Origin of the sequence: Yersinia fenwicki, from assembly GCF_043099325.1 — a bacterium.
Lineage (GTDB): Bacteria > Pseudomonadota > Gammaproteobacteria > Enterobacterales > Enterobacteriaceae > Yersinia.
The window spans coordinates 1,121,302-1,145,613 of sequence record NZ_CP170755.1 but is presented as its reverse complement, the minus strand read 5'-3'; the positions used below and the strand labels follow the sequence as shown (position 1 = coordinate 1,145,613).

The window sequence follows — 24,312 nt, the reverse complement described above, 5'->3', positions numbered from 1 at the left end:
GCGGCCAGCGGATAGGCTACAGCAAGGGAAAATTGATGATGAACAGTGTAAACAAGTAAGCTGTTGGTACTAGGGTAAGGGTTCAGATGGCGGTTTAATCACAAATTGACGGAACAGTTCGCGACTTTTGAGTGGTTTCCCCCCCAGATAGGGCTTCAGAGCAATGCGAGTAAAACGCTTTGCGGCACGCAACGTATCTGCATCGGGAAATTCGCGATTAGCCAGAGCCAATAATTGGCGGCCGGTAAAACTGTAGTGATCAACAACCAAACTGGCAATAAACCCTTTTTCTTCACGATAGCGGTAGGTCATGGTGTCGGACACCGGTTGACCACTGCCAGCGCAATGGAGGAAGTCAACGCCATAGCCAAGGTGGGCCAGTATCGCCAACTCAAACTGGCGTAAAGCATATTCAGGTGAGCCATCGCTGCCCGCGAGTGATTGTAGGCAATGCAGATAGTCGAAGAATAATGCAGAGTAATTGGTTTGATGTTCGAGTACGCGCGAGAGCAGCTCGTTAACATATAGGCCGCTGTACAACATTGATCCGGTCAATGGGAGGGCTAATGAAACCGGCTCGGCACTACGTAAGGTTTTGACTTCACCACGCCCTGACCAACGAACCAGTAAGGGTGTAAAAGGCTGCAAGCAGCCCTTTAGATTGGAACGGCGACCCCGCGCACCTTTTGCCAACACCCGCATGCGGCCCTCCCCTTCAGTGAATAAATCCAGCATTAAACTGGTTTCACTGTAAGGACGCCCATGCAGGACAAATGCGCGTTGCCAACCTTCCATCGGCGTGTCTTATTTCAGATCGTCGGTATAGCCTAAGCTGCGCAATGCACGTTCGTCATCTGCCCAGCCGGATTTCACTTTCACCCACAGCTCAAGATGCACTTTCGCTTCGAACATTTGTTCCATGTCCTGACGGGCTTCAATACCGATGGTTTTAATTTTTGAACCTTTATTACCGATGACCATTTTCTTCTGGCCTTCGCGTTCCACCAAAATCAATCCATGGATGTTATAACCACCGCGTTCATTTGGTACAAACTGTTCAATTTCCACCGTCACAGAGTACGGCAATTCCTCACCCAGGAAGCGCATCAGCTTCTCACGAATAATCTCTGACGCCATAAAGCGCTGAGAACGGTCCGTGATGTAATCTTCTGGGAAATGATGATCGGCTTCCGGCATATGCTTGCGCACGATGCTGGCGATGGTGTCCACATTCATCCCTTTTTCCGCAGAGATAGGAACAACATCCAAGAAATTCATCTGCTGGCTTAAGAACTGGATATGTGGCAACAGCTTAGTTTTATCTGTTACGTTATCGACTTTGTTGATGGCTAATAAGACCGGGCATTGCAAACTGCGCAGCTTATTAACTACCATTTCATCGTCAGCAGTCCAGTTCGTCCCTTCAACCACAAAAATGACTAATTCTACATCACCGATAGAGCTGCTTGCCGCGCGATTCATTAAGCGGTTAATCGCACGTTTTTCTTCAATATGCAGCCCTGGGGTATCAACATAAATGGCCTGATAAGGCCCTTCAGTGTGGATCCCCATAATACGGTGACGTGTGGTTTGCGGTTTACGTGAAGTGATGGAGATTTTCTGCCCCAGCAATTCATTCAGCAAAGTAGATTTGCCCACATTCGGGCGACCTACAATCGCAATAAAACCACAATACGTTTTTTCTACTTCGCTCATTCAAGCTCCAACTGTTTCAGCGCTTGTTCCGCTGCCGCCTGCTCAGCTTTACGGCGACTTGAGCCTGCACCTATTACCGGTTCATTCAAGCCACTCACCTGGCAGTGGATAGTAAATTCCTGATCATGTGCTTCACCACGAACCTGCACAACCAGATAAGAAGGTAATGGCAGATGACGACCCTGTAAATATTCTTGCAGGCGCGTTTTTGGATCTTTCTGCTTATCACCAGGGCTGATTTCTTCTAATCGACTGTGATACCAGGCGAGAATCAGCCGTTCAATCGTATGAATATCGCTGTCTAAGAATATACCGCCGATTAACGCTTCGACTGTATCTGCCAAAATTGATTCACGGCGGAAACCACCACTTTTCAATTCACCCGGCCCAAGGCGTAAACATTCACCGAGGTCAAACTCACGGGCCATTTCGGCTAGCGTATTACCTCTAACCAAGGTTGCTCGCATCCGACTCATATCCCCTTCATCAACACGAGGGAAACGGCGGTACAACTCATTGGCAATAACGAAACTTAATATAGAGTCACCCAGGAACTCCAAACGCTCGTTATGTTTGCTACTGGCGCTACGATGAGTCAGTGCTTGCAGCAAGAGCTCCTGCTGTTGAAAAGTGTAGCCCAGCTTCCGCTGTAGCCTATTTATTACGATGGGGTTCATGAGTTACCAATAGATCAAGAATGCGTCAAAAACTACAGCAGACGGAACAGGTCTGATCGGCCAATAATACCAACACAAAACTGTTTCGTTTGCAGTGGCCCCCATAAAAGAGCCAACTTTTATCGCTCGAAAGGTTATTCTACAACGAGTGGAAATATAATGCTGCGTTTAAATACCCTGTGGGCTTGAAGTGACAGCGGTATTCAGTGCCGCTGTCACTCCGATGACTCAAGGTAGAGTCAGTATTAATGTATTCCACCAATACGACTTAAACGCACACCCGTTGGCCACTCACCTTCTTGCTTTTCAAAACTCATCCAAATAGCAGTGGCTTTGCCGACCAGATTACGTTCTGGTACAAACCCCCAGTAACGGCTATCTGCGCTATTATCCCGGTTATCACCCATCATAAAGTAATGACCTTCTGGAACAACCCATACCCCTAATGGCTGATTAGGTTGTTGATAATAAGCACCAAGCTGCTCCTGGCGACCAGGAACGGTCAAAATCTGGTGCGCAACCGGGCCAAGAGTTTCGGTACGCTCTCTCAAACGCACACCACCATCAGGTACAGCCTGATTTAGCGGAATTTGGAAGAAACCGGCAGAATCCTCACCATTACCGCTATAACGGAATGTTTGCACAAAATCGCTAGGCTCAGATGCACTGTAAGTAATCGGCAATGCGCTATCACAAGAAGCGCCGGTATTACATGCTGGTTGAACCGTCACTTCTTTACTGATTGGATTATAACTTACGCGATCACCCGGTAAACCTACCACTCGCTTGATATAGTCCAAACGAGGATCTAACGGATATTTAAACACGGCAATATCACCGCGTTTTGGATGCCCGGTAGGAATCAGCGTGGTTTGAGTAATCGGATCTTTAATACCGTAAGCAAATTTCTCTACCAGAATGAAATCACCAATCAATAAGGTGGGCATCATCGAACCAGAAGGAATCTGGAAGGGTTCGTAAATAAACGAACGCACGATAAATACCAGAGCTAACACCGGGAAGACTGAAGCACAAGTCTCTATCCAGCCTGGTTGTTTTGCAGCAGGAGCGAGAGTCTTGTTATCAACAGCGCTCCCAGTTTGCGCCTTGATAGCCGCAGTTTGCGCATTAACAGCCGCAATTTTTGCCTGGCGGGCCGGCCCCCATTTAAATCGCTCGAAGCACCAGATAATCCCTGTCACTAGCGTTGCTATTGCTAAAATCAAGGCAAACATGTTAGCCATTAAAACTCCTTATTTACTGTCTTTTCCGACGTGCAGAATAGCCAGGAAAGCCTCTTGCGGTAATTCAACGTTACCGACCTGCTTCATACGTTTTTTACCGTCTTTCTGTTTCTGCAGAAGTTTCTTCTTACGGCTAACGTCGCCGCCATAGCACTTCGCCAGTACGTTTTTACGTAGCTGTTTAACAGTCGAACGAGCAATGATGTGATTACCGATCGCGGCCTGAATCGCAATGTCAAATTGCTGACGTGGGATCAGTTCTTTCATTTTCTCAACCAGATCACGGCCACGATACTGTGCGTTATCACGGTGAGTGATGAGCGCTAAAGCATCAACACGTTCATTGTTGATTAATACATCAACACGCACCATGTCAGAAGTCTGGAAACGTTTAAAATTGTAATCCAATGATGCATAACCACGAGAAGTAGATTTCAAGCGATCGAAGAAGTCGAGTACCACTTCAGCCATTGGAATTTCATAGGTCAGTGCCACTTGGTTACCGTGGTAAACCATGTTGGTCTGCATACCGCGTTTTTCAATACACAATGTAATGACGTTACCCAAGTATTCCTGTGGCAACAGCATATGACATTCGGCAATAGGTTCGCGCAGTTCTTCAATATTATTCAGAGCAGGCAGCTTGGAAGGGCTATCAACGTAGACCGTTTCCTGAGCAGTAGTAATCACTTCGTACACCACCGTTGGTGCCGTCGTGATAAGTTCCAGATCGTACTCGCGCTCCAAACGCTCCTGGATAATTTCCATATGCAGCAAGCCTAGGAAGCCGCAGCGGAAACCAAAGCCCAATGCCGTTGAACTTTCTGGCTCATAGAACAAAGAGGCGTCATTTAGGCTCAACTTGCCCAATGCATCGCGGAAAGCTTCATAGTCATCAGAGCTAATCGGGAACAGGCCAGCATAAACCTGTGGTTTGACTTTCTTAAAACCAGGTAATGATTTTTCAGCCGGGTTACGAGCCAATGTCAACGTATCGCCGACTGGCGCGCCAAGAATATCTTTGATCGCGCAAACCAACCAGCCTACTTCGCCGCAATTCAGCACGTCACGGTCAACACGTTTTGGCGTAAAGATACCCAAACGGTCGGCGTTGTAGCTCTGGCCTGTACTCATGACCTTGACTTTATCGCCTTTGCGCAACGAACCATTCTTGATACGGATTAATGACACTACGCCCAGATAGTTATCAAACCAGGAGTCGATAATTAGCGCCTGTAATGGGCCGTCCGGATCGCCCTGAGGTGGCGGAATATCACGCACCAAACGTTCAAGAATATCAGGAACACCTACGCCAGTTTTTGCCGAGCAACGAACAGCATCAGTTGCATCAATACCGACAATGTCTTCAATTTCTTCGGCTACACGTTCAGGATCAGCAGCAGGTAAATCGATTTTATTCAGAACTGGAACCACTTCCAGATTCATTTCCATCGCGGTATAGCAGTTCGCCAGCGTCTGAGCTTCAACGCCCTGCCCTGCATCAACGACCAATAAAGCCCCTTCACAAGCCGCCAAAGAGCGGGAAACTTCATAAGAGAAGTCAACGTGGCCAGGGGTATCGATAAAGTTGAGTTGATATGTTTGACCATCTTTCGCGTGATAATCAAGTGTCACACTTTGTGCCTTGATGGTAATACCGCGCTCACGCTCCAGATCCATGGAATCCAGTACTTGAGCCGCCATTTCACGCTCAGATAAACCACCACAAATCTGGATAATGCGATCCGACAGCGTCGACTTACCGTGGTCAATATGGGCAATAATAGAAAAGTTTCTTATGTGTTTCATTTATATGAATTTTTCTCTAGTCGTTGTCTTTAATTAATTATTGGTGGACACAGCGATGGACTCAAACCCAAAACTACCCACATAAATATGCACGCATCTTACACTGTAAGTCAGCCTCGTGAAAGGCATCACACTTAGCTTGTTACCTGATTTATGCTGTTAAAAGACGCCCGCACCTTTCTGTTGGCCGCTATAGTCAAGATGCAATCCTGATTCAACAACTCACTACATTTCTATTTCTTCAGTATGGATATTTATTAAATCACTTTAGGAAAATGCTCATTTACCCTATAGATAGATAATCTAGAGTATTAATGTGACTATGTAGTAACCAAGTGAAATATTGTCTTGGCGGCGGGAAGATAAATACTATGATTGACGAAGGAAAAATACTTAGCCGCCATGAGTTAAAAACTAAAAACTCAAAACTAACTATTGGTATAATAATATTTCCATTAGGATTAAGCCTCGTACTAATTAGTTTATCATTTACAACTTCTATTTTTTCAACTCACTCTATTCTTTCAATTTTATGCGTTGCTATTGCCGGTATATCACTGAGTTTGCTGCTTTACTCACGCCAGTATGATCATCCGATATTTACCTATTTCCTTTATGAAAAAGGCGTACGCGTTTTTAATCATCGCAGTGGAAGTGTTTATTTCATATCATTTAATAAGATACAATATATTTATAAATATCACGCAGGAATAAATCCTAATGGAGAAGTTAACGCCATGGCATTCCGTACCTCAAAAAATCAGCCTTGGAATATTATCATTAATAATATCGCCAACGCATATCCTCTCATAAATACTATAATCCATCAGCAGGTTATGAATCTCGGATTAACAAGCTTAAATGGATTATCACTAGGTAAGACAATTGTATTTGATATCGTACGGGGAAATGATACTTGGTTAAAGTTACTAATATTTAATTTCATTAAGATAAGAAAAACACAAATAGATACCATCCCACTTTCACTGAGCGCGCACTCATTAGTGACAACAAAAGTGACTATTAATATTGAAGATATACAGCGTATAGAAACCTTGCGTGAAGCACACCATGACAAAATACGATTATTTGATGCAAAAGGTAACACACTGTTTTCAATAGACTATTCATCTCTTATAAGTGCTGATCTTTTTATTGCCCTGCTGGAACACATGATACAGAACCGAATACCAGCCTATTACGGCTAATAAAAATGAATAATTACTCTTGCTGGATACGCATAGCTGCTGGCGGTAAACCAATCTGTAAAACCATGGGTTGATAATCGCTTTGCCCCTCAATCTTACTCGCTATCATCTTAGCCAATAAAAATCCAAAACCTGCCCCCAAAATAGCACCCAGTGCGGTAAAAGCATCGGTAATAAATAAGGCTTGAAACAAAGCACCACCAGCAATTAATCCGACTAATGGGGTTAAATAAACCAAAGCAGCAGAGCGCAATAAGCCCCCCTCACTGATCCCCACTTCGACCTTTTGTCCAGGTTCAAGTGGTTGGGAAATTGTTATTCTTAATTGGTGTTGCGACTCTGGCCCCAACTCATTTAAGAGATGGCTACCACACCCAGTACGAGCATTACAGCTTCCACAACCAGAATGTGGTTCACAACGTAAGAGTGCCACCCCATTTTGCCATGAGACAACTGTTGCCCATTCCTTCATCATTTTGCAGACTCCAAAACGATACTATCGGCAATACGCTTAGCAGTTGAAGGGGGTAACTCGCCGACTACGGTAAGCTCTACATTATTACGTGCTTCTGTATGAACCGTGCGACGACCTTGGCGCAGTGATTGTTCGGAAGGCGCATCTTTACCAGCTGGATTCACATTCACTGAAAAGCTAAACAAGCCATCAGAATAGAGTCGAGATTCAGTTGGTGTATCCATATTAGGCAATGTGCGGCGACTACGCGAAACCTCAGTAACTCCCTCAGGCAACCAACGCGGAGTCCAAGCGAAATCCACCTTATTCTTTGCTGGCAAAGCAAGCAGCGGCGGCAACGGTAGCTTTAAGACTCCTCGCAGAATCTCCTGAATCGGCTCGCCGATAGCAAAAGAAATCACCCGAAATTGCTCAAGTGTTTCACCATCACGATCTAACAGGTCTACCCGCATCGGTAGTTTTGTTGTTTCATCCATCCAAATAATATAGCTATATCGCGTACTATCACGGGCAACTACGCGGATAACCTGGCATGGCCTATCGGCAATACGGGCGCGGCCTAGTGCTATATAATTATAATATTTTGATAGTTTATCAAAATCAGGGAATACAACAGAAGGTAAAGCATCAACAATATGCTCACCGCTCAACGTGAAAGAGTCAAACCCTGGCTCGAAATAACTAATCTCGTCACCACGCTGTATGATCTCAGTACGCGGGCCATCCATGCGCAGTAATTGCGCTAGCGTTTTTTTATCTAATATGGCATGGCGATAGCGAAGAGAATCGATCCCTTGCTTGTTAACGTTTATATACGATAACTCATAATTGAGCGATTGACTGGCAGCGCTCATGTCCTGCAACATTGCTATCGGCGCTGTTTCCGCCGCAGCAATTGTTGGCATGAACAGGCTGCCCGCCATTAAACAGGCGGAAAACCAAAGTTGCTTCATTACTGCTGCTGCGTTCCTAAGGACTGAGTTCCAGGGACCTGAATAGCGGCTTGTGTAGATGCTGAAGGCGCCTGCGACACATCAGTTTGTGGCAAACGACGTTGCAATTCAAAATCTTGCAATTGCGTCATCATATTAACGCGGCGACGTTGCTCTTGAACTTGATGCTGCTGAGTTGTTCCAAAAGAACCATCAGCAGGCACACCAAAGCTGACAGGTGATGCTTTACCCATCATCGGTAATGTATTAAAAGCCGGAGCTTCTGGCTGTAAGTTGCCGGATGATGTAGGTTGGTTATACTGCTGAACGCCTACAATAACAGCAAGTGAAACACACGCAGCAACCCCTACTTGAGTAATCTGACTAGCCCATGGGCGAACTTTTTGCCAGAAAGGCATTTTCTGCCAGACATGAGGTTGCGGCTGAGATTCAGGCACAGCAATAGGAACAAAACGAGCAGGCTCATTTTTGAGCGCCTCTGCGACACGGCTGGCGATATCCAGATGCAAGACTTCACCAACGTCCCCCCGCAGGGTATCACGGATTAAATGATAGCTCTGCCAGCTTTGCTGTAGCACTTTATCTTTAGATAAAGAACCTATCAGCTCACTATCAAGAGTTTCTCCGTCCATCAGAGCGGAAAGCTTTTCTTTCTGCATGCCAAATACCCTTTGTTTGTCCGCTTATCGCTGAATCAGCGGCTGAACTTTGTTATCGATAGCCTCTCTGGCACGGAAGATACGGGAACGAACAGTACCGACCGGACAGTCCATAATTACAGCTATCTCTTCATAGCTTAGACCATCTAACTCCCTGAGCGTAATCGCCATCCGGAGATCTTCAGGAAGTGACTCTATGGTTTTAAAAACTATCTGCCTCAATTCTTCTGACAACATTAAGTTCTCAGGGTTCGATATTTCTTTTAATGCACCTGCATTTTCGTAATTTTCAGCATCATTTGCATCCACATCACTGGATGGTGGACGCCGCCCCTGAGCGACTAAATAGTTTTTCGCCGTATTAACAGCAATACGGTACAACCAAGTATAAAAGGCACTGTCGCCACGAAACGATTCCAGGGCGCGATAGGCCTTAATAAAAGATTCTTGAACTACATCAGGGACATCACCCTGAGGCACGTATCGGGATACGAGGCTCGCAACCTTATGCTGGTATCGAATTACCAGTAAATTGAACGATTGCTGATCACCTTTCTGGACCCGTTCAACCAGCATCTGATCCGTTAACTGCTCGCTCATCCGAGGTGAACTCTCCCGAAATCTATCCCCACGCTAAAAGTAGTACTGCCAGCCATATCTTTATTTTCCTGAGCAAGCACACGCTTGGAGTTTATAAAATTTGCAAAGTTCCATGTTGCCAGATTATTTGTCTGAATATTCTTTAGACATCTTATAGCCATAGCTTTTGCTCTGGCAGATAGGCTAACATGAATTTCACTCTTCTTCTGCACACATCATACGATATGCAATCATCATCTGAACACGTTAGCGATGTATTGATCATCGGAAGTGGCGCTGCCGGTTTGTCATTGGCATTGCGTCTCGCGCCACATTGTAAAGTCACCGTTCTGAGCAAAGGGCCACTTAATGAAGGTGCCACTTTTTATGCTCAAGGAGGTATTGCTGCCGTTTTTGATGAAACTGACAGTATCAGTTCACATGTCGATGACACCCTGATTGCCGGGGCCGGGCTTTGCGACAAAGAAGCCGTCGAGTTTATCGCCAGCAACGCCCGCTCTTGTGTGCAATGGCTTATTGATCAAGGTGTTCTTTTTGATACCGAAACCAATTCCAGCGGCGAAGAACGTTACCACCTTACCCGAGAAGGTGGCCATAGCCATCGCCGTATACTACATACCGCGGATGCAACAGGTAAAGAAGTAGAAACTACCCTGGTGGGCAAAGCAAGGGCTCATCCGAACATTTTAGTGAAAGAGCGCTGCAATGCAGTAGATCTTATCACGTCCAATAAAATTGGTCTGCCGGGGACAAAACGTGTCGTTGGCGCTTATATCTGGAACCGCGAATTAGAGAAAGTTGAGACTTTTCGTGCCAAATCTATCGTATTAGCGACAGGCGGTGCCGCAAAAGTTTATCAATACACCACCAACCCGGATATTTCCTCCGGTGATGGTATTGCCATGGCATGGCGTGCCGGTTGTCGAGTTGCTAATCTGGAATTTAACCAGTTCCATCCTACTTGTCTGTTCCATCCGCAAGCTCGCAACTTTTTACTGACCGAAGCCTTACGTGGCGAAGGCGCCTACCTTAAACGCCCAGATGGCAGCCGTTTCATGCTCGATTTTGATGCCCGAGGCGAACTCGCACCACGAGATATCGTCGCGCGCGCCATCGACCACGAAATGAAACGCCTTGGCGCGGATTGTATGTACCTCGATATCAGCCATAAACCGACAGATTTCGTGATGCAGCACTTCCCGATGATCTACGAAAAACTGCTGTCATTGGGTATCGACCTGACTAAAGAAGTCATTCCAATTGTTCCAGCCGCACATTATACCTGCGGCGGCGTGATGGTTGATCAGCACGGGCGCACAGATCTGGACGGGCTCTATGCGATTGGCGAAGTCAGCTATACCGGTTTACATGGCGCTAACCGTATGGCATCTAACTCGTTGCTTGAATGCTTGGTCTATGGCTGGTCTGCGGCCGAAGATATTCTTTTGCGTTTACCGACGGCCAAGCTGGCTCCGCATTTGCCAGACTGGGACGAAAGCCGTGTTGATAACTCCGATGAACGCGTTGTCATCCAACATAACTGGCACGAATTGCGCTTATTTATGTGGGATTACGTCGGCATTGTACGTACGACCAAACGCTTAGAGCGGGCCTTACGCCGTATAACAACATTACAGCAGGAAATTGATGAATATTATGCCAATTTCCGTATCTCGAATAATCTGCTGGAATTGCGTAATCTGGTACAAGTTGCAGAGCTAATAGTGCGTTGTGCTATGGAGCGCAAAGAGAGCCGCGGATTGCACTACACCCTTGACTATCCAGAACAACTTGAGAATCCAAAACCGACTATTCTCCATCCATAATACCATTCAGGGCGCACACATTTTTGTGAGTACCATATTTTGTAAGCACAAAGTATCGCGCCCTACTCCCTCTTTTCCTGCGCGTTAACAACCCGCTAGTAGTTTAAGTAAAAATCGCTGATTAAAGCGCAGAACTCAGGCGAATAAACCCCTTCCGATTGACGTAAATCCAGTTGCTGGAATTCAGTCTCGCCAGCTTGGCGTGATAGCGTTAGCAACATGCGATGTAATGGCTTACTGGGACGATCTCTGATATCAATCTGGCAGCGAATAAACCAATTTTGTTGCACGGCAAGACGGGAAAGTTCTTCCCCCAAATCGTGGGGTAAAACCACACAAAAGACACCGTCCACTGTGATAAGCTTCTCCGCACAATTCAGCAAAGCATTGTGGGTTAAAGAGCCGGTGTAACGTGCAGTATCCCGAGCTTCATCGCGACATGCGACCGCCGGAGCAAAATAAGGTGGGTTACTGACAATCAGGTCATACTGATGAAGATGGTTTTCAGCAAACTGATGTACATCTTGCTGATAAATATGAACGCGATCCGCCCACGGAGATTGTGCTGCGTTACTGCTTGCTTGTTGCGCCGCCTCAGGCTCCAGCTCTACACCATCAATCATGGCCTCGGATGTCGAACGTTGGGCAATCATCAAAGCAATAAGCCCACTGCCGCAGCCAATATCCAGTACTTTGCGCGCTTTTTCTACCGGTGCCCAAGCACCCAGTAGGACACCATCTGTGCCCACTTTCATCGCGCAGCGATCATGTGCCACAAAGAATTGTTTAAAAGTGAAACCACCACCGCGTAACATCGTTTTTTTTTTCAATTGCTCGCCCACATTAGTCACCAGAATCTATAACCGGCGTAGCATAAGACAATATGATTGAAGGGAAAAGACATCATTACCGCTTAAACAGGTGAAGAATTCGGCTAACCCGTCTATAATCGGCGCCCCAAGTAGAGGAAGACCATGACTGTAACCAATTTTTCCGAACTCGATCTCGATGAACGCCTGATTGACGCATTGCGCGACAAAGGCTATGAGCGCCCGACTGCCATTCAAGCCGCGGCTATTCCACCAGCTATGGATGGGCGCGATGTATTGGGTTCGGCACCAACAGGTACCGGCAAAACTGCCGCCTTTTTGCTGCCCGCCTTGCAGCATTTGCTGGATTTCCCACGCAAAAAATCTGGCCCGCCACGGATTTTGATCCTGACGCCAACTCGTGAGTTAGCCATGCAAGTGGCAGATCAAGCCCGTGAGCTTGCCAAGCATACCCAACTGGATATCGCGACCATAACTGGTGGTGTCGCTTATATGAACCACGCGGAAGTCTTTAGTGAGAATCAGGATATTGTAGTGGCGACAACCGGCCGCTTGCTGCAATACATCAAAGAAGAAAACTTTGACTGTCGGGCGGTAGAAACCCTGATTCTGGACGAAGCTGACCGTATGCTTGATATGGGTTTCGCACAGGATATTGAAACTATCTCGGCAGAAACCCGCTGGCGTAAACAGACCTTACTTTTCTCAGCCACGCTAGAAGGTGAAGCTATCCGTGAGTTTGCGGAACGTATCCTGACTGAGCCGGTAGAGCTGGAAGCTGACCCATCACGCCGGGAACGTAAAAAAATTCAGCAATGGTATTATCGCGCAGACAATATTGAGCACAAAACTGCCTTGCTCGTGCACTTGCTGAAGCTACCAGAAGTACAGAAATCCATTATTTTTGTGCGTACTCGTGAAAAGGTACATCAACTGGTCAGTTGGCTACGCGAAGCTGGAATTAATGCCTGGTTCCTTGAGGGCGAAATGGTTCAGGCCAAACGTACCGAAGCTGTGATTCGTTTGAGCGATGGCCGGGTTAACGTTCTGGTTGCAACGGATGTGGCTTCGCGCGGTCTGGATATCGACGATATTAGCCACGTGTTTAACTTTGATTTGCCGCTGACTGCTGACGTCTACCTTCACCGTATTGGTCGTACTGGCCGTGCAGGCCGTAAAGGGGTTGCTATTTCCCTGGTTGAAGCGCATGACCATTTATTGCTGGGCAGAATAGGCCGTTATCTGAAAGAGCCATTGAAGCCACGAGTGATTGATGAGCTGCGACCAACCAGTAAAGCACCAAGCGAGAAAAGCACGGGTAAACCCTCTAAAAAGGTTTTAGCTAAGCGTAAAGAGCTAAAAGAAGCCAGTAAAGAGAAAGCGAAGGTTAAGGTTCGCCATCGCGATGCGAAGAATGTGGGTAAGCGCCGTAAGCCAAAGGACAAGCCCGATACCAAGAGTGCGAGTTAATTCTGCACCCAGACAAAAAAGCCGCTTATAAATAGCGGCTTTTTATTTGTTATCAAACGGATTCAAACTACAGATCCTGATTTTACAGCGAAGTGCTTCTTGTCAGCATTTCAGCCTAAAATAAGCGGTTCGAACACTATTGCTGGTAAACCTCTGCAAGTTTTTTACCCCGAAGCCAAATATCTAATTGCTGATATTTTTGTTGCATTTCAGCACTTTGGATATTCAGTGGCGTCATCGCTAAATACTGCCGGAATGTCGCACCCTGCTTATTACGGGCTTCGGGATCTGCACCAGCTTTGAGCAAACGCAATGCTAAATCCGGTGCATTGCTTTTACCTGCTAAATGTAACGGCGTATCGCCCATACGATCGGCAATATTTGGATCAACACCAGCGACCAACAACAGGATCACCTGGATCTCGCGTCCCGCCATGATAGCAGCAGCTAAAGGCGTTGCGAGTGTCACACTATTCCTGGCATCAGGCCGAATATTGTTTTTAAGCAGAATTTGCATGTAATGCGCATCTTGCACACTGGCAGCAGTGTGCCAGGCAGTATCGCCCTGCATTCCGGACTGAAAAGGATCTGCATTTTCTTGCAACAATGCCGCCAAACTTTCAGGTTGTTGATTGAGGATAGCCCACTGCATAAGTGTCACGGCCTGCTCACCTTGCTGTTGCAGCAATGATTTAGTCGCCAACTGATGGATCTGCTTCACATTGCCATGAACAATCGCATCTGCAATTGGCATGACCAGCGGATCGGTAAACGCGATATTAATCTCTGTCATTGCCTGCCCCTCAAAACTGATTAATGACATCAAAACACCGTAGATAGCGTAACGCAAATGGCATTTCACTCTCATTGTCAGTGTTGATTCAGGCATACTGCCGCTCCCAAGGTTGTTGTTCATTCATGGAACTGAGCACTTTATCAATACCATGTGCCGCAAGGCTACGTTCGAGATGTCTGTGTGGCAGCCAGTCATTTATCCCCGTCAGTTTATCACTATTAGCCAATATGATCTTATGACCAATAGCATCAGGAATAAGTGAGGTTGACTCCTGAGTATCCGTCAATAGGTCATGTTGCTCACTATAACGTCGTATGCCACCACTCTCCGCCGACTGCCGCGTCTGAGCTGGATTCATGCCCAAACGATTTAATGTGTGGTCAGAAACACCGGCGGCATTAAATGTTACAGCAAAAGTTCCACTGGCTAATGCAGCCGTGGCTGCCAGCCCACCACCTAATGAATGACCGGTAATGACCAGTGCATCACCAAATGCCATTTTGGCAGTTTTCCCTAGAGCAACAGCCTGATTATATTGAACATCCTCATAACCTGTTGCTTGTCGGATATTACTTAACCAATCCTGAAAATCATTGGTACCCGAGAAAGAGAGGACATACTGTTGGTGATTGCTGTAGATCCCAGCCTGAAACCCTGAAGCTGTATTAGATAGGCTCGCCGGATCGATGCCCGCCGAAAGTAACGCGGCATCACTCAACCGTGTAAATCCGCCAACGCTTCCCGTTGCGGGTGCGTAAACATCTTTCGCCAGTAATGCTAATGAATAGTCCGCTTGCTGTGATCCTTGTCCACTTGATATCGGTACATTGTCGCTGGCAGCTAAAACACGTTCATTACGTGATATTCCAAGGCTGGCCACCATGCTGTAATAAATATCATTACCTGCCTGAGAGGAGATTAGGGGAGAAGGTTCTCTTTGAAGCTGGTTCGAAGATCCGTCAGGAGTAGAGTTCTCTTTCTTGACCTGCTCTATGGTTTGCACTTGGCTCGTCAACCCCACTAATGGAACAGGTCGGGCCAAACTAACAGATATACTCATGCCAACTCCTTGTCGATAGATAATTCCATTATTGAGTCAACCTCAATATTGAAATTATCTATCGACACATCGGATGAGTTCTTAAATATAAATGGTAAGTTTTATTAATATAAATTGAATATTGTGATCTCGGTCTAACTTCTCAATGAACCAATCACAGGAACAAAAAAAGGGAGCCACAGAGGCTCCCTTCAGAATTTGAGACTTAATTATTATGACAAGAATTACAGGCTTTCAGTGAAAGTACGAGTAATCACATCACGTTGCTGTTCTGGTGTCAGTGAGTTGAAACGTACGGCGTAGCCGGATACACGAATCGTCAACTGAGGATATTTTTCTGGATGTTTAACTGCATCTTCCAGTGTTTCGCGGCGCAGAACGTTTACGTTCAAATGCTGACCACCTTCAACACGCACCGTTGGTTGTACTTCCAACGGAACTTCACGATATTCGATCTGGCCTAACTCACTTGCCGGAACGATTTGATCTTCTGCGTAGCCAGCTTTCGCACAAACACAGCGTAGTTCAGCTTTTTCAGCATCCAGCAGCCAGAAAGAGTTCAGCAAGGCTTCATTGTTAGCTTTAGTAATTTGAATACCAGTAATCATTTGGTGCCTCCGTAATACGGCTATAAATTCCAAGGGGGAGAAACTATCTTGGTTATTTGGTAAAACCATTGTTGTCTTATTGTTCTGTATACCAGTCAGACCGCTGCAATTCTTTGACTTAAATCAACCTTTCGGCCACCACGGCAATCACGCCACTGGCAAATTTATGTTTTATATCAATTTTATCAATCTGGGTCAGAGCAATTATTTTTGTAAATTTTCAACATTTTTTTACATGGAATGGTCAAATAAACACCATCACGTCACAGACTTGGGTTTAGCGGTTTCACTCACAGGTTTGAACCGGTAAGCTAGAGCACATCAATATCTTACAGAAATCCAGGAGAGTGTTTATGCCTGCCTCCCTTACCTGGCACGATGTGATCGGCCAGGAAAAAGAACAACCTTACTTTAAAGATACGCTGGCCTATGTGGCAGCAGAGCGCAATGCTGGCAAAACCATTTATCCGGCACAACACGATGTGTTTAATGCTTTTCGCTTGACCGAATTGGATCAGGTCAAAGTGGTTATTTTGGGTCAAGACCCTTACCACGGCCCTAATCAGGCGCATGGATTATCATTCTCTGTCTTGCCAGGAGTCCCAGCCCCCCCCTCTTTGGTCAATATCTACAAAGAGCTGGCTACTGATATTCCCGGCTTCCAACGCCCCAATCATGGTTTTTTACAAAGCTGGGCCGAGCAAGGTGTATTGCTACTCAATACTGTACTGACTGTCGAAGCAGGTAACGCGCACTCACATGCTAACCTTGGCTGGGAAACCTTTACCGATAAAGTCATTGCAGCATTGAATGAACATCGTGATGGTGTGATTTTTATGCTGTGGGGAGCACATGCTCAGAAAAAGGGCCGTATCATTGATACCCAGCGCCACTTTATTTTAAAAGCTCCACATCCATCACCACTCTCCGCACATCGCGGTTTTCTTGGTTGTAAGCACTTCTCACAAGCGAACCAACTCTTGCAGCAGCATGGTCAGCAACCGATTGACTGGCAACCTAAATTGTCAGCGGCTGAATAAAACGTCATTTACTGAATAAAACAAACAAAAAAGGCACCCGCAAAGGTGCCTTTCCACATCAGGACACCTTAAGCTTTCGCTTTAGATACCGCGACCATCGCCGGACGTAACAAACGGCCATTCAGCGTATAGCCTTTTTGCATCACCATCATGACGTGATTTGGCTCGTGATCCGCAGATTCAAGCATCGTCATTGCCTGATGAACTTCAGGGTTAAACGGTACGTTAGTCTCGCTGACAACTTGAATACCGTATTTACCGACTGCATCAAGCAATGATTTCAGAGTCAGTTCGACGCCTTCTATCATTGCTGTCAATTCAGCATTGGTTTTATCGGCGGTATCCAGCGCACGCTCCAAATTGTCAATCACAGGTAATAACTCGGATGAGAATTTTTCCAACGCAAATTTATGCGCTTTTTCAACATCCAGTTCGGTGCGACGACGGATATTCTCAACTTCAGCCTTGGCGCGTAGCAAGCTTTCGCGCTCACGCTGTACAGCTGCAGCCAACTGCGCTTCAAGCTCGGCAACACGCGGATCTACACCTTCACCCGTCTCTTGTGTCGCTTCCACTTGCTGCTCTGCTGCATTTTCCATTTCTTCCGAGACTTGCTCGTTTGGTGTTTTCTGTTCTTTACTACTCATGGATATCTCCGCGTTTTAGCATTAATCTCGCTACTTGGCTTATTATGGGGATCAAAACCGGGGATTCAAGGGAACCGGTCATATTGTGGGGTAAAAGACACCCCATTGAGGAAAATCACGGCAATGAATAATAAAAGATTCAATTGTATTGGTATTGTCGGTCACCCACGGCACCCGGCCGCACTTGCCACCCATGAAATGCTCTACCACTGGTTAAACGCCAGAGGCTATGACGTTATGGTGGAACAACAGATTGCAAATGATCTCAATTTAACCGGTGCCGTTACCGGTAGTTTGGCTGATATCGGCCAGCAAGCCGATTTGGCCGTCGTGGTTGGCGGTGATGGCAATATGCTGGGCGCTGCTCGGGTATTGGCCCGCTATGATATCAAAGTGATCGGTGTCAACCGAGGCAATCTGGGCTTTTTGACCGATTTAGACCCCGATAATGCTCAACAACAGCTTTCCGATGTACTGGAAGGCGAATATCTCAGCGAACAACGTTTCTTGCTGGAAGCACAAGTCACTCGAACAAATCAGCAAAGCCGCATCAGTACAGCAATCAATGAAGTGGTGTTGCACCCGGGTAAAGTAGCCCACATGATCGAATTCGAAGTGTATATTGATGATCGCTTCGCCTTCTCCCAGCGCTCTGATGGTTTAATTATCGCCACACCTACGGGTTCTACCGCTTATTCACTCTCTGCGGGTGGCCCTATATTGACACCAACACTGGATGCCATCGTTTTGGTTCCCATGTTCCCGCACACTCTGACTGCTCGCCCGCTGGTTATTAATAGTAGCAGTACCATCCGCCTTAAGTTTTCCCAAATCACCAGTGACCTGGAAATTAGTTGTGACAGCCAGATAGCACTACCGATTCAGGAGGGTGAAGAGGTTTTAATTCGGCGAAGTGATTTTCATCTCAATCTCATTCATCCTAAGGACTACAGTTATTTCAATACGTTAAGTACAAAACTGGGCTGGTCAAAAAAATTATTCTAAAAAGTGCATCAGGGACTTTACTGTATATAAAACCAGTCTATACTGTATTCAAATACAGATATGTGTTTATGTACAGGAGATTTACCATGCTGGCCCAATTAACCATCAGTAACTTTGCTATTGTGCGTGAGCTAGAAATTGATTTTCAACCTGGAATGACGGCAATCACTGGTGAGACGGGGGCGGGTAAATCCATCGCCATAGATGCATTGGGGTTATGTCTTGGCAGCCGTTCAGACGCGAGTATGGTGCGTTTGGGAGCAACCCGCGCTGATATTTGTGCTCGCTTCTCGCTAGCAGACACCCCATCAGCCCGACAATGGTTGGAAGACAATCATCTGGATGATAGCAACGAGTGTTTGCTGCGGCGTGCTATTGGCTCTGATGGCCGCTCAAGAGGGTTTATTAATGGAACAGCCGTGCCATTGTCCCAATTACGGGAACTGGGGCAGCATCTAATTCAAATCCACGGCCAACATGCCCATCAACTATTGCTAAGGCCTGATCATCAAAAGCAATTGCTGGATGCTTACGCAAACCAATCTGTCCTGCTCACTGAAATGAAAGCAGCCTATCAAATCTGGCACCAAAGCTGCCGTGCTCTGGCACGGCATCAGCAACAATCGCTGGAGCGTAATGCTCGTCATGAGCTATTGCAATATCAGTTAAAAGAGCTGAACTCATTTGCCCCACAAGCCGGGGAATATGAACAAATTGATATCGAATATAAACGTCTGGCAAACAGTGGTCAGTTGTTATCACTTAGCCAGCAAACCCTACAGTTACTGTCTGATGATGAGCAGAATAATATTCTCAGCCAACTCTACTCAGCCAAGCATCAGCTCACTGAGTTGGCAGGAATGGATGAGCAATTTAATAATTTGCTGAATATGCTGGAAGAGGCCTCGATCCAAATCAGTGAAGCTAGTGATGAATTGCGTCACTATGCCGAACAATTTGATATGGATCCGAATCGTCTGTATGAACTGGAACAACGGTTATCTCGTCAATTAAATCTGGCTCGTAAACACCATGTTACGCCGGAAGAGTTACCACAATTTCATCAACAACTACTGGATGAGCAAGAACAGCTCTCACAACAAGAAAATGATCACGAGCAGCTCAGCCATGCAGTAAATACTCACTATCAGCATGCATTAGCTATCGCCAAGCTGTTACATGAAGAACGCCAACATTATGCTAACGAATTAGCAGCGCTAATCACAGAAAGCATGTGCGAACTGTCCATGCCACATGGCAAATTCACTATTGAAACGCTGTTTGAACCTGAGCACCTGAGTGCTGAAGGGGCTACCCAAGTCGAATTCTGTGTTACCACAAACCCCGGTCAACCACTACAGCCACTGGCTAAAGTTGCCTCAGGGGGTGAGCTTTCTCGTATCGCATTAGCAATTCAGGTCATTACAGCGCGTAAAATGGACACGCCCGCACTTATCTTTGATGAAGTCGATGTGGGTATCAGTGGACCAACAGCAGCCATAGTGGGTCGCCTGTTACGCCAGTTGGGTGAATCAACTCAAGTTATGTGTGTCACTCACTTGCCGCAAGTCGCAGGTTGTGGTCATCAACATTTCTTTGTGAGTAAACAAACTGATGGCACTGAAACTGAAACTCATATGCATCGATTAGATAAAAAAGCCCGTTTACAAGAGTTGGCGCGCCTTCTGGGCGGTAGTGAAGTGACGAAAAACACCTTGGCAAATGCAAAAGAATTGCTCGCAGCATAGAAAAGATTAACTTTTTTCCTTTCCAGAGGTCCCTGTAAAGGTTTCCAACTGCTGCAAGGTCTATTATCATCGTCATCCTACGCCCTAAAGGAATGTGATTACTATGCGCTGTAAAATGCTGACTGCCGCCGCTGTGATGCTTGCAATACTTACTGCGGGTTGTTCAACGCTGGAGAAGGTGGTCTATCGGCCTGATATTAATCAGGGTAACTATTTATCACCTAATGACGCGTCCAAAATTCATAAGGGTATGACACAGCAACAAGTGGCATATACCTTAGGCACCCCAATGCTACAGGATCCGTTCGGCACTAAAACCTGGTTCTACGTATTCCGCCAGCAACCTGGTCACGAGAAAGTCACACAGCAAACATTAACGTTAACCTTCGATAGCAGTGGTGTACTGACTGATATCAAAAATGATCCAACGTTATCAGGAAATTAATTTAACCGAAGATTGCAGAACACATTGAGGAAGGGAATGCTGATTAGGGTTTAGGCTCAGAATCTACTAATGCTGATGCAGCCACATGACGGTACTCATTTTTCTTCAACGCGATCCAGGGCTACCACAAAAATAAGGCGCAAACTGTGCCTTATTTTTTTGCTTGTTCAGCGCGCTGCCGGCGTAGCTCTTTAGGGTCTGCAATTAATGGGCGATATATCTCAACTCGATCCCCATCATTAAGCTTATCGCCAAGCTTCGCCGGGCGACTATAAACCCCCACTTTATTCTTTGTCAGATCAATATCAGAGCGTAATTCAAGCAGACCGGAAGCTTTAATTGCTTCTTCAACTGTGCTTCCAGCCTCAAGGGAAAGAGTACGCAAATATTGGCGTTCAGGTAAGGCATAAACTACCTCAACGCGAATATCAGACACTGTAAACCTCTTTCGCTCGCTGGGTGAAAGCCTGCACCATATTACCGGCTAATTCTTTGAATATTTTACCAAAAGCCAACTCAATCAACTTGTTAGTAAATTCAAAATCAAGGTGCAATTCAACCTTGCAGGCATCTGCACTTAGTGGAGTAAAATGCCATCCCCCCATTAATTTACGAAACGGCCCATCAACAAGTTGCATATCAATACTCTGGTTATCAGTGAGTGTATTGCGTGTCGTGAAGGTTTTGCTTATTCCGGCCTTGGCAACATCGACTGCTGCTGTCATTTCATTTTCAGTAGTATCAAGTACCCGACTTCCAATACAACCCGGTAAAAACTCTGGATAAGAACGAACATCATTAACCAGTTGATACATCTGTTCTACGCTAAATGGCACCAACGCAGAGCGGCTAATTTGTGGCATAACATTTCCTGTGAGACATAAAACGCACTGATAATACCATTTATCCACCGCTAGACAAAAAATCTACTAGTCATTCCTGGCAACAAATGAGACAAAATGCACAGGCATCGTGCGGGAAAGGATTTCATTCGCCTCCGCATACAGTATAATGATCAATACTATGACAAAGAAAAAAGCATACAAACCCGGTTCCGCAACCATTGCGCAAAACAAACGTGCCCGACATGAATACTTCATTGAAGAAGAATTCGAGGCAGGTCTTTCATTGCAAGGTTGGGAAGTAAAATCTCTGCGTGCTGGCAAAGCCAACATTAGTGATAGCTACGTAACCTTCAGAAACGGTGAGGCATTCTTGTTTGGTGCCACCATTACGCCGTTAAACGTGGCATCGACACATGTTGTCTGCGAGCCAATGCGTACCCGTAAACTGCTACTCAACAAACGCGAACTGGATTCGTTGATTGGTAAAGTAAATCGCGACGGATTTACTGTAGTTGCCCTTTCTGTATATTGGAAAAATGCTTGGGTTAAAGTTAAAATCGGTGTCGCCAAAGGTAAAAAAGACCACGATAAACGCGATGACATTAAAGATCGTGAGTGGAAGTTAGACAAAGCGCGCATCATGAAGCACGCAAATCGTTAAGTAACTGGCTTAGCAGGACATAGTTCTGTTATACTAGCGAAGTTCTTTGGGGCTGATTCTGGATTCGACGGGATTCGCGAAACCCAAGGTGCATGCCGAGGTGCGGAGGCCTCGTAAAAAACCGCAAAAAAAATAATTGCAAACGACTCGCAATACGAATCTGCTGCTTTAGCAGCTTAATCAGCCTAAGAAACTGAAGATTCCCTCTCTCCCTAGCCTCCGCTCTTAGGACGGGGATCAAGAGAGGTCAAACCTAAAAGAGATCGCGTGGACACCTTGCCTGGGGTGAAAGCGTTAAACCCAATCAGGATAGTTTGTTAGTGGCGTGTCCGTCCGCAGCTAACCGGCGAATGTAATGACTGGACTAAGCATGTAGTGCCGACGGCGTAGTAATTTCGGACGGGGGTTCAAATCCCCCCAGCTCCACCACTTTTAGTTTTACCGAAGTATAGTAAAGTCTACTAAGCCCTCATGGAACCAGCCTTGCGGGCTTTTTTACGTCTATAGTAGTCTACCGAGAATTGCTAGAAACCACTACTTATGGCACCCTCCTTGGGACCCAACACAAAGGGTCCAAAACTTGAGGGTCCCAAAATGGCAAAACTCGCAAAAAAACTCACGGATACTGAAATCAAAAGCACTAAACCTTCAGACAAAGAAATCAACTTGTTTGACGGTGATGGCTTAATGCTAAGAATCGCCCCCCTCTCAAGGGGTGGAAAGAAAAATTGGTATTTCAGGTATGCGGTGCCAGTAACTAAAAAGCGAACAAAGGTAAGCCTCGGAACCTACCCCCACCTCACGTTAGCAAGAGCAAGAGTTTTGCGGGATGAATACCTATCCTTACTTGCCAATGGCATCGATCCACAAGTCCATAACAACGATAAAGCTAATGCATTAAAGAATGCTACTGAGCACACGCTACAAGCCGTTGCTCGAAAATGGTTAGATGAGAAGGTAAAGACATCTGGTATATCCAAAGACCATGCAGTAGACATCTGGCGTAGTCTTGAACGAAATATCTTCCCCGGATTAGGCAATGTTCCTATCAAAGAGATCCGGCCTAAGTTATTGAAGCAGCATCTTGACCCAATTGAACAACGCGGTGTATTGGAAACCCTGCGCCGAATCATTTCCCGCCTGAATGAAATCTTCCGCTGGGCAGCGACAGAAGAACTTATTGAGTTTAATCCTGCTGATAACCTCGGTCAGCGTTTTAGTAAACCTAAAAAGCAAAATATGCCCGCCCTTCCCCCCAGCGAACTACCAAGATTTATGGCTGCACTGGCGAATGCTTCCATACGGCTGGAAACACGTATGCTGATTGAATGGCAATTGCTTACTTGGGTTCGCCCCGGAGAGGCTGTTCGTGCGCGTTGGGCTGACATCGATACAGAGAACAAAATCTGGAACATACCCCCCGAATTTATGAAGATGAAACGTCCTCATAAGGTGCCGCTCAGCAAAGAAGCTCTTCGTATACTCGAAAATATGCAGCCTATCAGCAGCCATCGAGAGTGGGTATTTCCCAGCATAAAAACCCCACTGACCCATATGCATGAGCAAACAGCCAATGCAGCGTTGATCCGTATGGGGTTAGGTGGTGAATTGGTTGCTCATGGGATGCGGTCGATAGCAAGGACTGCTGCAGAAGAAAGCGGTAAATTTAGGACTGAAGTGCTTGAGTCAGCTTTAGCTCATACCAAAAGCACTGAGATTATAGCTGCTTACAATCGTGCTGAATATCTTGCAGAAAGAAAGGATTTAATGCAATGGTGGGGGGATTTCGTTCAAGCGCAGAAACATAAGGCTATTGCAGCATGAAAGTAGATTAGTTGCGGCAACATCATGGTGCTGTATTTTTATACATCACATAATTTTGTAATAGGAAGTGTTTACTGCTTTTTTCTAACCCGTTGTTATGGTTCAAGCTTCAAGCAATGATTTTAGGTCCATCACTATGTTATTGCTTGAAAATGGTATTATATGA

25 protein-coding genes and 1 other RNA gene are annotated in these 24,312 nt (G+C 45.9%); 10 read left to right on the top strand and 16 right to left on the bottom strand.

Going from position 1 to position 24,312, the window contains the following annotated elements:
• Nucleotides 1-69: 69 nt before the first annotated feature.
• From recO to lepA, 5 genes are all read right to left on the bottom strand, one after another.
• Nucleotides 70-795, bottom strand: coding sequence for a DNA repair protein RecO (recO, locus tag ACF3VQ_RS05335; protein WP_392433703.1), 726 nt, complete (start codon nt 793-795; stop codon nt 70-72).
• A 9-nt stretch (nt 796-804) separates the two neighbouring features.
• A complete protein-coding gene (era, locus tag ACF3VQ_RS05330) occupies nt 805-1,716 on the bottom strand; it encodes a GTPase Era (protein ID WP_005159414.1) in 912 nt (303 codons plus the stop codon).
• On the bottom strand, nt 1,713-2,393 hold the full coding sequence (rnc, locus tag ACF3VQ_RS05325; protein ID WP_392433702.1) for a ribonuclease III: 681 nt from the start codon (nt 2,391-2,393) through the stop codon (nt 1,713-1,715). Before rnc ends, era begins: the two co-directional genes overlap by 4 nt.
• Before the next feature lie 245 nt (nt 2,394-2,638).
• The gene (lepB, locus tag ACF3VQ_RS05320) at nt 2,639-3,637 is read right to left on the bottom strand and encodes a signal peptidase I (protein WP_392433701.1); all 999 of its coding nucleotides are present in this window, start codon (nt 3,635-3,637) and stop codon (nt 2,639-2,641) included.
• A 9-nt stretch (nt 3,638-3,646) separates the two neighbouring features.
• Nucleotides 3,647-5,446: a translation elongation factor 4 gene (gene lepA, locus ACF3VQ_RS05315; protein ID WP_004390512.1), complete on the bottom strand. Its 1,800-nt coding sequence runs from the start codon at nt 5,444-5,446 to the stop codon at nt 3,647-3,649.
• A 371-nt stretch (nt 5,447-5,817) separates the two neighbouring features.
• Here lepA and ACF3VQ_RS05310 point away from each other — a divergent pair, with 371 nt between their 5' ends.
• Nucleotides 5,818-6,654: a hypothetical protein gene (locus ACF3VQ_RS05310; protein WP_392433700.1), complete on the top strand. Its 837-nt coding sequence runs from the start codon at nt 5,818-5,820 to the stop codon at nt 6,652-6,654.
• A gap of 13 nt (nt 6,655-6,667) precedes the next feature.
• On the opposite strand, the gene rseC is transcribed toward ACF3VQ_RS05310, so the two are convergent.
• The 4 genes from rseC to rpoE are packed head-to-tail and all read right to left on the bottom strand — an operon-like array spanning nt 6,668 to nt 9,341.
• Nucleotides 6,668-7,129, bottom strand: a complete 462-nt coding sequence (gene rseC / locus ACF3VQ_RS05305) for a SoxR-reducing system protein RseC (protein ID WP_392433699.1) — start codon at nt 7,127-7,129, stop codon at nt 6,668-6,670.
• Complete coding sequence (gene rseB / locus ACF3VQ_RS05300; RefSeq protein ID WP_392433698.1) at nt 7,126-8,082, bottom strand: sigma-E factor regulatory protein RseB; 957 nt, start codon at nt 8,080-8,082, stop codon at nt 7,126-7,128. Before rseB ends, rseC begins: the two co-directional genes overlap by 4 nt.
• Nucleotides 8,082-8,741 (bottom strand): anti-sigma-E factor RseA, encoded by a 660-nt coding sequence (rseA, locus tag ACF3VQ_RS05295; RefSeq protein ID WP_392433697.1) that lies wholly within the window; start codon nt 8,739-8,741, stop codon nt 8,082-8,084. Before rseA ends, rseB begins: the two co-directional genes overlap by 1 nt.
• A gap of 24 nt (nt 8,742-8,765) precedes the next feature.
• On the bottom strand, nt 8,766-9,341 hold the full coding sequence (gene rpoE, locus ACF3VQ_RS05290; RefSeq protein WP_005159396.1) for an RNA polymerase sigma factor RpoE: 576 nt from the start codon (nt 9,339-9,341) through the stop codon (nt 8,766-8,768).
• A gap of 224 nt (nt 9,342-9,565) precedes the next feature.
• On the opposite strand from rpoE, the gene nadB reads away from it, so the two are divergent.
• Nucleotides 9,566-11,167 (top strand): L-aspartate oxidase, encoded by a 1,602-nt coding sequence (gene nadB / locus ACF3VQ_RS05285; RefSeq protein WP_392433696.1) that lies wholly within the window; start codon nt 9,566-9,568, stop codon nt 11,165-11,167.
• 95 nt (nt 11,168-11,262) lie between these two features.
• On the opposite strand, the gene ACF3VQ_RS05280 is transcribed toward nadB, so the two are convergent.
• A complete protein-coding gene (locus ACF3VQ_RS05280; protein WP_392433695.1) occupies nt 11,263-12,009 on the bottom strand; it encodes a tRNA1(Val) (adenine(37)-N6)-methyltransferase in 747 nt (248 codons plus the stop codon).
• 132 nt (nt 12,010-12,141) lie between these two features.
• Between ACF3VQ_RS05280 and srmB the strand changes: the two genes are divergently transcribed.
• The gene (gene srmB, locus ACF3VQ_RS05275) at nt 12,142-13,467 is read left to right on the top strand and encodes an ATP-dependent RNA helicase SrmB (protein WP_392433694.1); all 1,326 of its coding nucleotides are present in this window, start codon (nt 12,142-12,144) and stop codon (nt 13,465-13,467) included.
• A gap of 136 nt (nt 13,468-13,603) precedes the next feature.
• Here srmB and ACF3VQ_RS05270 read toward each other — a convergent pair whose 3' ends face one another.
• From ACF3VQ_RS05270 to grcA, 3 genes are all read right to left on the bottom strand, one after another.
• Nucleotides 13,604-14,260 (bottom strand): ankyrin repeat domain-containing protein, encoded by a 657-nt coding sequence (locus ACF3VQ_RS05270; RefSeq protein WP_392435450.1) that lies wholly within the window; start codon nt 14,258-14,260, stop codon nt 13,604-13,606.
• Between the two features lie 88 nt (nt 14,261-14,348).
• Nucleotides 14,349-15,323, bottom strand: a complete 975-nt coding sequence (locus ACF3VQ_RS05265) for a phospholipase (protein ID WP_392433693.1) — start codon at nt 15,321-15,323, stop codon at nt 14,349-14,351.
• Nucleotides 15,324-15,547: 224 nt separating this feature from the next.
• Nucleotides 15,548-15,931 (bottom strand): autonomous glycyl radical cofactor GrcA, encoded by a 384-nt coding sequence (gene grcA, locus ACF3VQ_RS05260; RefSeq protein ID WP_392433692.1) that lies wholly within the window; start codon nt 15,929-15,931, stop codon nt 15,548-15,550.
• A 353-nt stretch (nt 15,932-16,284) separates the two neighbouring features.
• Here grcA and ung point away from each other — a divergent pair, with 353 nt between their 5' ends.
• Nucleotides 16,285-16,971: a uracil-DNA glycosylase gene (gene ung, locus ACF3VQ_RS05255; protein ID WP_392433691.1), complete on the top strand. Its 687-nt coding sequence runs from the start codon at nt 16,285-16,287 to the stop codon at nt 16,969-16,971.
• 68 nt (nt 16,972-17,039) lie between these two features.
• On the opposite strand, the gene grpE is transcribed toward ung, so the two are convergent.
• Entirely contained in the window at nt 17,040-17,618 is a 579-nt protein-coding gene (gene grpE / locus ACF3VQ_RS05250) for a nucleotide exchange factor GrpE (protein WP_392433690.1), read from the bottom strand.
• Between the two features lie 123 nt (nt 17,619-17,741).
• Between grpE and nadK the strand changes: the two genes are divergently transcribed.
• The 3 genes from nadK (at nt 17,742) to bamE (ending at nt 20,816) form a co-directional block, all read left to right on the top strand.
• Nucleotides 17,742-18,623 carry an NAD(+) kinase gene (nadK, locus tag ACF3VQ_RS05245; protein WP_392433689.1) on the top strand — a complete coding sequence of 294 codons (882 nt, stop codon included), beginning with the start codon at nt 17,742-17,744 and terminating at the stop codon, nt 18,621-18,623.
• 86 nt (nt 18,624-18,709) lie between these two features.
• Entirely contained in the window at nt 18,710-20,371 is a 1,662-nt protein-coding gene (gene recN / locus ACF3VQ_RS05240) for a DNA repair protein RecN (protein ID WP_392433688.1), read from the top strand.
• 103 nt (nt 20,372-20,474) lie between these two features.
• Complete coding sequence (gene bamE / locus ACF3VQ_RS05235) at nt 20,475-20,816, top strand: outer membrane protein assembly factor BamE (RefSeq protein ID WP_392433687.1); 342 nt, start codon at nt 20,475-20,477, stop codon at nt 20,814-20,816.
• Nucleotides 20,817-20,967: 151 nt separating this feature from the next.
• Here bamE and ACF3VQ_RS05230 read toward each other — a convergent pair whose 3' ends face one another.
• Nucleotides 20,968-21,252, bottom strand: coding sequence for an RnfH family protein (locus ACF3VQ_RS05230; protein WP_392433686.1), 285 nt, complete (start codon nt 21,250-21,252; stop codon nt 20,968-20,970).
• Nucleotides 21,245-21,679, bottom strand: a complete 435-nt coding sequence (locus ACF3VQ_RS05225; RefSeq protein WP_392433685.1) for a type II toxin-antitoxin system RatA family toxin — start codon at nt 21,677-21,679, stop codon at nt 21,245-21,247. Before ACF3VQ_RS05225 ends, ACF3VQ_RS05230 begins: the two co-directional genes overlap by 8 nt.
• 160 nt (nt 21,680-21,839) lie before the next feature.
• Between ACF3VQ_RS05225 and smpB the strand changes: the two genes are divergently transcribed.
• From smpB to ACF3VQ_RS05210, 3 genes are all read left to right on the top strand, one after another.
• Entirely contained in the window at nt 21,840-22,322 is a 483-nt protein-coding gene (gene smpB, locus ACF3VQ_RS05220; protein WP_005166313.1) for an SsrA-binding protein SmpB, read from the top strand.
• Between the two features lie 48 nt (nt 22,323-22,370).
• Nucleotides 22,371-22,751, top strand: a transfer-messenger RNA (tmRNA) gene (gene ssrA, locus ACF3VQ_RS05215).
• A gap of 165 nt (nt 22,752-22,916) precedes the next feature.
• Nucleotides 22,917-24,146 carry an integrase domain-containing protein gene (locus tag ACF3VQ_RS05210; RefSeq protein ID WP_392433684.1) on the top strand — a complete coding sequence of 410 codons (1,230 nt, stop codon included), beginning with the start codon at nt 22,917-22,919 and terminating at the stop codon, nt 24,144-24,146.
• Nucleotides 24,147-24,312: the final 166 nt, after the last annotated feature.